This is a genomic window from Arachidicoccus sp., from assembly GCF_050436765.1.
Taxonomy (GTDB): Bacteria; Bacteroidota; Bacteroidia; order Chitinophagales; family Chitinophagaceae; genus Arachidicoccus.
Map to the genome: position 1 here is coordinate 31,030 of NZ_JBNQGD010000184.1, position 8,947 is coordinate 39,976.

Genomic DNA, 8,947 nt, shown 5'->3' on the forward strand with positions numbered 1-8,947 from the left:
GCCCTCCTATTAAATTACTGATTTAGTAGAGGACAAATTACATACTCCACCGCCAATCAATGCTGCACTTTCCATTAAAGAGGATTTCACAATAACAGGCATTATGTCCAATTCTTTGCTTAAATACGTCATTACCTGAGGCATAAACTTGTCCCAGGCATTGGCGATATTGCCACCAATAACAAGTATTTCAGGGCTTTGCTTTTGAATAAATCTGACTAAGAACCAACTAAGGTCTTTCGCAAATATTTCAAAAGATTTTACGGCATTATTGTCATGGGGATATAAGGCAACTACTGCTTTCGCATCTTTTAATTGCTTACCCGTTAAACGAAAATAATTGCGTACCAATCCACGGGTAGAGACACTTTCTTCTATATACTCGCCGTTATAATCCATCACGCTTAATTCCGCATCAATCGTCTTCCCACTTTTGCAAATGGAAGAACCCAATCCCGTTCCTAAGGTGATACCGATAGCATTTGCATAGCCTTTTGCCGAACCGCAAAAAACCTCCCCTTCCAAGAAGGCTTCGGCATCGTTTCTAAATAAAATATTACCCGGCTCAATGTTTAATCTTTTTGCCAATTCTTCCCGGATATTCATGCCGTACAACGCTTCGTATTTATTAAAGCCTTTTATCAAACAAATACCGTTAGGATAATCAAAAGGTCCGGGCATGGCAAAACCTATTTTCTGAATAGTAGTCCCCGACTGTGCCCACAATTCTTTGATTGCATCTGCCCATTTAGTTAATATTTCTTCTGCTGTTCCGTGGCTGTCAACATAATATCTCACCAGTATATTTTCTACGCATTCTTTCTTATTTAAATCAATGAGTCCTATGGTAATATGTGAGCCACCAATATCAATTCCGGCAACCAGATGCTCCGGGCAATTTTGCGTCATCTTGTGTTTTTGTTTTAATGATAAAATATTATTTATGGTATACTGTTTTTTCAATAGCTTTGACGGCAATGCTTTCCATTATTTTGTAACCTTCTAGAGTGGGATGAACGCCATCTTTAGCTAAACCTTTTCTCATGCCATTATTGCCATCGGTGAGAGCAGAGAAATAATCGACATACACAAAATGATTTTTTTTCGCATATTGTTGTAGCATTTTATTTAATTCGGGAATTTTAATATTTGGCTGCATGCCTTTGTGCCAAGGATAATCAAAGGCAGGTGTGATTGAACAAATAAGTACTTTAATATCATGCTGTCTGGCGAGTTCAGCCATGGAAGCAATATTGCCTGAAATATTTTCCAAAGATATATCGCCTGTATTGCCTGCTATATCATTGGTCCCTGCCAGGATGATGACAGCTTTTGGATGCAGATCAATTACATCTTTTCGAAATCTTACCAGCATTTGGGAAGTGGTTTGACCGCTTATGCCTCTGTCAATATAATTATTATTGGCAAAGAATGAAGGATCACTATTTATCCAAAAATCGGTGATAGAGTTGCCCATAAAAACAACTCCTCGCTTGGATTGAGGTAATTGTTTAACTTGGTTATTGGATTTTTCGTAACGTCCAAAGTTGGCCCAGTCACCCTTTTGTGCTTCAGCTTTAAATAAGAACAGGCCAATAGCTGCAAATAATAGCAGTGATTTTTTCATAATTATTTAGTTTAAATTAATTGTATAATAATATTATTCTCTCCCCGAATATAATCATTTATGGAAGCATCTTTTTTTTGTTTCCCATTTACCGTAAATGATTGTATGATTGTACCATTTCCTTTAACCGTAATATTCAAAACTGCGTTGCGATAACGTATATTTTTTAGAGACAATAAGTGAATGGTAGGAGGTAGATAAGGTGAGAAAATTATACCATTGCTTTTAAAACGAAATCCAATCATGCCAAAATCAACCATGTTAATATATGCCGTTGCTGACCATGTTTGCAGTCTGCAAGATTGAGTCAGACTGCCTTTTTGCCAGCCGCCAAAGGGTTGTCCGGTATTTGGATTATATATTTCTCGAAATTGATAATCCCCTTTGTCTTCGTCTATAGCCAGGTGCGTCAAGCCATCCAGCTCTATGTTAAACGAATGTCTATCGCCAGCAATGATAGACGCTTTTGCGAAAAATCCATTGACCATGGGCCAAATCAGGTTGTTATGACGTCCGGGTTTGTCTTTAGAAAATCTTGGGAAGTCCGTATAAATAGAGGTAATCCCATAATTAGAAACCTGTACACTTTGTAATATTTTTTGCGCTTGTTTTTTATTGACTATGCCAAACATGATGGCGAAAGAAACACCAAGTCCTTCCTGATATTTATCTATTTTCCCGTTTCCTTCCACTAAATAATATAGTTTATTTTCTTTTTCATTATAGAAGTTTTTAAGGATGTTCTCTTTCAATTTGTTCGCTTTCTTTTCAAAAATTGTTGCCTGAGTTTTGTCTGTATGTAGCAAACTTTCCATTTTTATTAAGCAGAGATAGGCTTCGTAATAAATACAGTTGGTACTTAAACATTTGATATATCGGGCATGGGGATAATCTAATACAAAAGTAGAATGTATGTTATCGTCATCAATAGGTTTTGGGTAACCTGCAATGCCGTCGTTAAATACTGACGGACCTGTGAATAAGCCATGATTTCTATCGAATGCTTGTTCCTCCAATTGTTTAATTGAATTGAGCGAACATTGATATGCTTGTTTCAAAAATTTTTTATCGCCGGTTACATAATAATGATTAAGCGCAGCTATTACCCAAATTATTCTGTCCCAATATTGATGGCCAATAGTGTCTTTGTTTTTGGTAACGCTCCACAGCGATTTTTCTGCAACTTTAGGACGTAAAAGGCTTGCACAATTCCAGGAATTGATGGCAATATCCCGAACCCATTCCCCGCCATAGTCGCCACCAGCTGCTAATACACCTCTACGCACATTTATATTCATGGTATTGACCGCAAGATTATATGCATCTTCAATGTTTTGATTGTCGCAAGTGAAGTTTTGTGCGCATATACTGCAAGGAATAAATAGAAGCAAAAATAGAAATTTGATCATTCCTTTTTTAATTGAATTGAAAAAGTACAATTAGTAAAGTTGGTTTTTTAAAAGTACCCTATAGAGATTTAAACCTCTATTGTATACTTCGATTATTCATTCTTACTTTATAAAATTTAATACCAAATACTAGGATAACAAAATAGCACACGATAGGAAGATAGTATGCTGAAGCGATATTTACATTGGCGATTCTGCCCATAAAATATGGTAAAATGGCCCCCCCAACTACACCCATAGAGATGAAAGAAGATGCTTGCTGTGTATGGCTTCCAAGATTTTTTAGACCAAGGCTGAAAATAGTCGGGTACATTATGCTAAAGAAGAAATTAATCATTAGTAATGCTACAAAAGATACGTAACCAAAACTCTGTGCGACCAATAAACAACAGATGATATTTCCTAAGGCAAATGCTGCCAGCAATTTGTTAGGAGCAATAAATTTCATCAAATAAGTTCCAACCATTCTTCCTAGTGCCATCATTGCCATAAAAATAATCATGTAATTTCCTGCCGATTGCACAGTAAAACCCATTTTTTCATGTCCATAATTGATGAAGAACGCCCATGTACCCGCTTGTGCTGCTACATTAAAAAACTGTGCAATAATTGCCCATACGAAATGACGATGTGAGAAGAGTTTTTTATGAGGGGTTATATCGATATTGACTGCTGCAATATCTTCCGTATTTTCAACATGAACATCAGTGAATTTCGGGATCTTTACGAATGCGAAAACTACAGCAAACAAAATTACGATAATACCTATTGAAACATATAACATTTTTACTGAGGTTAAATCATTAGTATTCTCTGTTGCTCTTAGTAAAAAATAAGTACCGATTGCAGGCCCTATCATTGTACCTACCGCATTGAATGCTTGAGAAAAATTGATTCTGCGATCACTTGTTCTTTGATCTCCCAAAGATGCTGCGAACGGGTGTGCTACCGTTTCTAAAGTTGCCATGCCGCAACCTAAAACAAACAAAGCAATCCTGAACATAGTAAATGAGGCATTATCTGCAGCGGGAAGAAATAAGAAAGTTCCCAGAACAAATAAAAATAATCCAAATAAAACGCCTCTTTTGTATCCAAATTTTTTAAGAAAGATTCCCGCAGGAATACTCATTATGGCATAAGCGCCGAACACCGAAAATTGTATTAAGCCTGATTGTGATTTGCTTAAATGTAACACACTTTGAAAATGTTTATTTAGTACATCACACATTGAAAGTGAAATGCCCCAGATCATAAATAGTGCGGTTACAAAGCTGTAGGTGATCAGATATTTTTTTTCTGTAAATTTTGGATTTGACATTGTCAGTTTTGCTTTTTATAATTATTAATTAGCTGAATATTCATGTAATTCTTCTCGAAAGATTCTTAATGCTTTCCCGATATGCTTTTCAACAGTACTAACTGATATTTGTAATTTTTGCGAAATATCTTTTTGAGAATATCCCCAATGTCTGCTTAAATAAAAGACTTCTCGACATTTATTGGGAAGTTTCTGGTAGACTTTTTTGATTTGGATAGATAGCTCTTTTGTTTCTAAACTTAAAAAATCGTTTTTGCAATAACCTAACGAAAAATCGTTTTTGCAGTATTTTAAATGAACAGCCTTTGATCTGTATTCATTAAAAATTTTCAGGCGAATCGCTTTGCACAAATAGGCTTTTATAGACACTTTAAAAATAATATGCATTCTTCTCTTATATAGAGAAATAAATACATCCTGTATCAAGTCTTCTATCGCGGAAGCATCGCTGAGCATACCGTTGGCAATTTTCAATAGAAGTGGATAGTACCTTGAATAAACTTCATCAAATGCTTTTGTTTCCATACTTAATATGACCGCTAAATCATCATCAGAAAGGCTTTTATAGTTAACTATTTTTAACATAAAATAAGTTTAGGAGGACAAATTATGATGTTTTTAATAATTCGTCAAATGTTTTCCATATATTTTTTATATTTTTTTATTGAAATATCGTTTTTTCTATAAGAGATGCAAATTCTTTCTTTACGGTTATAAAATTTTTAAGAAAAAACTTCTGGCCCGGCAGCTAAAAACTACATAATTTGTTCGGTGCCTATTTAAATGGCAACAAGTTAGCTGCAATTGGCCTATTCTTTCAAATTTAACAAGTAAACCCCACTGGTCTAGCCGATGGGGTTTACACTTCATTCTATTCGAAACGATACTACTTTTATTTTTTGACAGGTTTAATAACCTTAGCGGGGACAGATGGCATTACTGCCTTGGGTTGTGGATGAGAAGGCTTGGTATTTGTGCCCGATCCACCAATCAATGGTAAGTCGTTAGATCCTCCAGCATCGGTATCGCTTTCCGGTCCTATATTCGATTCATTTGTTTTCATTTCATTTTGATCCCCATTTAACGAACTGTCTTTTATATTATGTGCCCAATCGTAAATTAAGGATTGTGCACCATTATCGAGATTATTGGTATTATTAAATCTTTGTTGGGCGTTTATTCCTGTTGAGGGGTCATTTTGTGCTTTGTGGAAAAAATAAGCCCATATTGGCAGGGCAACAGAAGAACCTTGCCCTTCCGATGTGCTTTGGAAACGAATAAAACGGTCGTCACAACCTGTCCAAACGCCAGCAAGCAATTGTGGGGTATAACCAATAAACCAGGCATCACTATTGTCATTTGTTGTACCTGTTTTGCCAGCAATATCGCCTTCTACATCGTATCGGCTCATTCTTCTACCCGTTCCATAATTTATTACATCTTCCATCATAGAGACTAAAGAATTAGCTGTAATATCACTAATAACCTCTTTACGCTTAGGCGTATTTGTAAAGAGCACATGATGATGGGCATCTTCGATACGTGTGATAACCATTGGCTGGACATTAAATCCTCTGCCTGGAAACATTGAATATGCTTGCATCATCTCAATTAAAGAAGTTTCTCCACTACCCAAGGCAATAGAAGGATAGGGTTGTATATTGGACGTGATTCCACAGGTCTTTAAAAAGTCGACAAACTTTACAGCACCAACATTTCCGTCACCTAATTGCTTCATAACATAAGCAGTAGCACAGTTGCGCGATTCAGCAAGCGCTTGAGACAAGGGAATCGTCTCACCCGTACAAGTTGTGGTAGTCGCCGGTACATTCCCATAACCTTTAAAATATTGTTGCACGTCCTGTACTAGTGTATTGGGGGTGAAGCCCGCTTTTTCTATTGCTAAGCTATATAGCAATGGTTTAATGGTAGAACCTACCTGTCTTTTAGTATTTATATTTACGTGATCATACTTATAGGTTCGAAAGTTGATGCCACCTACCCAAGCTTTTACCTCGCCGCTGATAGGATCCATTGCCATAAACCCTGCTTGCAACATTTGCCGATGATATTTTATTGAATCATAAGGGGTCATTATGGTATCTGTATACCTTTTGGGATTCCAGGCAAATACACGCATAGGAGTTTTTACGTGAAAGGACTTTTCAATATCCTTCTCCGACATCCCGGCTTCTATTCCATTTTGCCATCGACTGGTATGTTTCATTGCCCAGATAAGTGTGCGTTCATGTCCTTTCCATACACTGCCACTTTTGATGTCAGATTGTTGATTGAGTAATTGCTGCATATAGCTTAAATGCTTGGCTACTGCTTCTTCTGCGTACTTTTGGAGTGTTGGGTTAATGGTCGTGTAAATTTTTAAACCATCGGTATATAAGTCATAATTGGTGCCATCCGGTTTTGTGTGCGTTTTACACCATTCTTTTAATTGTTCAATCAATATCATCCTAAAATAAGGCGCTATGCCATTTGCCTCATTGAGTTTGTGATAATCTAGTTTAATAGGAGTTGCTTTAATGGCTTCCGCCTCTTTGGCTGAAACAAAATTATTTCTAACCATTTGGTTGATGACAATATTTCTGCGCATCAGAGACTTATCTGGATGTAAATGAGGGTTATAAGTAGTTGATGCTTTTAACATGCCAATTAAAACGGCTGATTGAGCAATAGAAAGTTGAGAGGGATCGACCTGAAAAAACGTACGAGCTGCATTTCTGATTCCATATACATTTGAGCCAAAGGGAACAGTATTCAGATAAAGTGTCAGAATCTCATTTTTTGTAAAATTTCTTTCCAGTTTAACTGCTATAATAGATTCCTTTATCTTTTGAAAAATACGAATAAACGCATTTCTTTTATAGTCCGTAAAGAGGTTTTTAGCGGTTTGCATGGTAATGGTGCTTGCACCACCTTCTCCGCCTAGAGAAAACACCGCTCTTGCCAAAGAACGTGGATCAATGCCATTGTGTTGATAAAAACGTTCATCTTCCGTTGCGATGAGTGCTTCAATCACGTGCGGGCTTATTTGATCAAATGAAACATTAATTCTGTCCTGTAAATATACTTTACCCATTAACGAACCATCATCGGCATATATTTGACTGGCTTCAGATGCATTTGGATTTTGTAGCTGTTCAATAGAAGGCATCTCGCCCAATAAACCATAATTCGCCATTAATAAGATAATACTGACACCAAGAATACCACATAAAAAAACTGTCCATAAAAGGCGTATAGCTCTGTTTTTGTGCTTTTTTGGTGCTGATGGTTGTGTTTGTTTGTCCATTTGCAAAACGTATTCAAATTTTGTATTGCCGAAAAATGATTTAAAAGAATTCAAAAGTAAAATATACTTATTAAAGAAAACTAAAAAAAATATTCCTTTTCTTTTTGGACTTTCGCTTTCAAATACTTTTTCATTCCGGTAACTGATTTCATTTTTTCCACAAAATCAATTAAGAAAGCTAATATGTCTGGCTATGAAACTGTATAACCCTGTTTACTTTTCCGTTCAGAGATATTGTCGATTTTCCTATTGAATTTTATCGAATAGTTTTTGCTACTTATTTTTCTAATAACTAAATAGTTTGCTGGCCATTATTGCATCATGTCCATAGATATCTTTACGAATATTTAATTTACCCTGTTCGTCCACCCATGCAGTGAAATACACTAAGAATACGGGGACTGTTTTATCTAATGTTACCCATTTTTCTTTTATATTTTTGTTCATAAGGGAATCAATTACATCTTTGGAGTATTTCACGGAATCATCTCTCAATAGCCAGTCGGCCATCTTCTCCGGTTCGGATAGTCTTACACATCCATGGCTTAAACCTCTGTTTCTGGAAGTGAATAAATCATGATTCGGTGTGTCGTGGAGATAGATATTATAACTATTGGGGAATAAAAATTTTACTCTTCCCAAAGCATTATCCGGGCCGGGAAGTTGACGCACATCTGGAACGCCTTGATTGTAACCCGTAATTTCCATGTTATGTTTGCGTATATATTCGGGGTCATTTTTTATTCCAGGTAATATTTCTTTTAAGACAATGCTTTTTGGAACATTCCAATAAGGAGCAAAAACAATATACTTAATATTGCCTGAGAAAATAGTTGTACCATGTGCTGCAGAACCAACAATTACACTCATACTGAAAACTTCTTTACCGTTTTGGTAGGCATGGAGTTTATAATCAGGAATATTTACCCAAATATATTCTTTTGGCAATTCGGCAGGGATCCAACGAACCCGTTCTAGATTTACGGAAATGTCCTGAATAAGTGTATCAATAGGGATATTTAGGGCCTTCATAAAATTTGGGCCCACCACACCATCGGGAGAAAGACCATACCGTTTCTGAAAACTTATTACCCCTTTTTCTGTAGATTTATCAAATTGATTGCTTTGAATATCTTCTTCTAAATCACCAAGTAAGTAGAGCCTATGTTGTATTAATTGTACGACACTATTAGAATCGTTTAATTTAAGCTTTGGTACATCAAGGCCGATACTATCCCATTTATCATCTTTTTTCAATTCGATGTATTTCTGCAAATAGGCGCGGA

Annotated in this window: 7 protein-coding genes; all 7 read right to left on the reverse strand. The window is 36.1% G+C overall.

Features of this window, described 5'->3' with window-relative positions:
- Positions 1-9 precede the first annotated feature (9 nt).
- Entirely contained in the window at positions 10-909 is a 900-nt protein-coding gene (locus tag ACQR30_RS08065) for an ROK family protein (RefSeq protein WP_429733821.1), read from the reverse strand.
- A gap of 28 nt (positions 910-937) precedes the next feature.
- On the reverse strand, positions 938-1,627 hold the full coding sequence (locus tag ACQR30_RS08070) for an SGNH/GDSL hydrolase family protein (RefSeq protein WP_429733824.1): 690 nt from the start codon (positions 1,625-1,627) through the stop codon (positions 938-940).
- 11 nt (positions 1,628-1,638) lie between these two features.
- Positions 1,639-3,036: an MGH1-like glycoside hydrolase domain-containing protein gene (locus ACQR30_RS08075; protein ID WP_429733827.1), complete on the reverse strand. Its 1,398-nt coding sequence runs from the start codon at positions 3,034-3,036 to the stop codon at positions 1,639-1,641.
- Positions 3,037-3,112: 76 nt separating this feature from the next.
- A complete protein-coding gene (locus ACQR30_RS08080) occupies positions 3,113-4,354 on the reverse strand; it encodes a sugar MFS transporter (RefSeq protein WP_429733831.1) in 1,242 nt (413 codons plus the stop codon).
- A 24-nt stretch (positions 4,355-4,378) separates the two neighbouring features.
- Positions 4,379-4,939, reverse strand: coding sequence for an RNA polymerase sigma-70 factor (locus ACQR30_RS08085; RefSeq protein WP_429733834.1), 561 nt, complete (start codon positions 4,937-4,939; stop codon positions 4,379-4,381).
- Between the two features lie 307 nt (positions 4,940-5,246).
- A complete protein-coding gene (locus ACQR30_RS08090; protein ID WP_429733837.1) occupies positions 5,247-7,661 on the reverse strand; it encodes a penicillin-binding protein 1A in 2,415 nt (804 codons plus the stop codon).
- 285 nt (positions 7,662-7,946) lie between these two features.
- The coding region (locus ACQR30_RS08095; RefSeq protein WP_429733840.1) for a L,D-transpeptidase family protein at positions 7,947-8,947 on the reverse strand (1,001 nt) is incomplete at its 5' end.

Bases quoted from the DNA above. Each gene is read 5' to 3' on its own strand.
- ACQR30_RS08065 (WP_429733821.1), bottom strand. From the start codon at position 909: ATGACGCAAAATTGCCCGGAGCATCTGGTTGCCGGAATTGATATTGGT.
- ACQR30_RS08070 (WP_429733824.1), bottom strand. From the start codon at position 1,627: ATGAAAAAATCACTGCTATTATTTGCAGCTATTGGCCTGTTCTTATTT.
- ACQR30_RS08075 (WP_429733827.1), bottom strand. From the start codon at position 3,036: ATGATCAAATTTCTATTTTTGCTTCTATTTATTCCTTGCAGTATATGC.
- ACQR30_RS08080 (WP_429733831.1), bottom strand. From the start codon at position 4,354: ATGTCAAATCCAAAATTTACAGAAAAAAAATATCTGATCACCTACAGC.
- ACQR30_RS08085 (WP_429733834.1), bottom strand. From the start codon at position 4,939: ATGTTAAAAATAGTTAACTATAAAAGCCTTTCTGATGATGATTTAGCG.
- ACQR30_RS08090 (WP_429733837.1), bottom strand. From the start codon at position 7,661: ATGGACAAACAAACACAACCATCAGCACCAAAAAAGCACAAAAACAGA.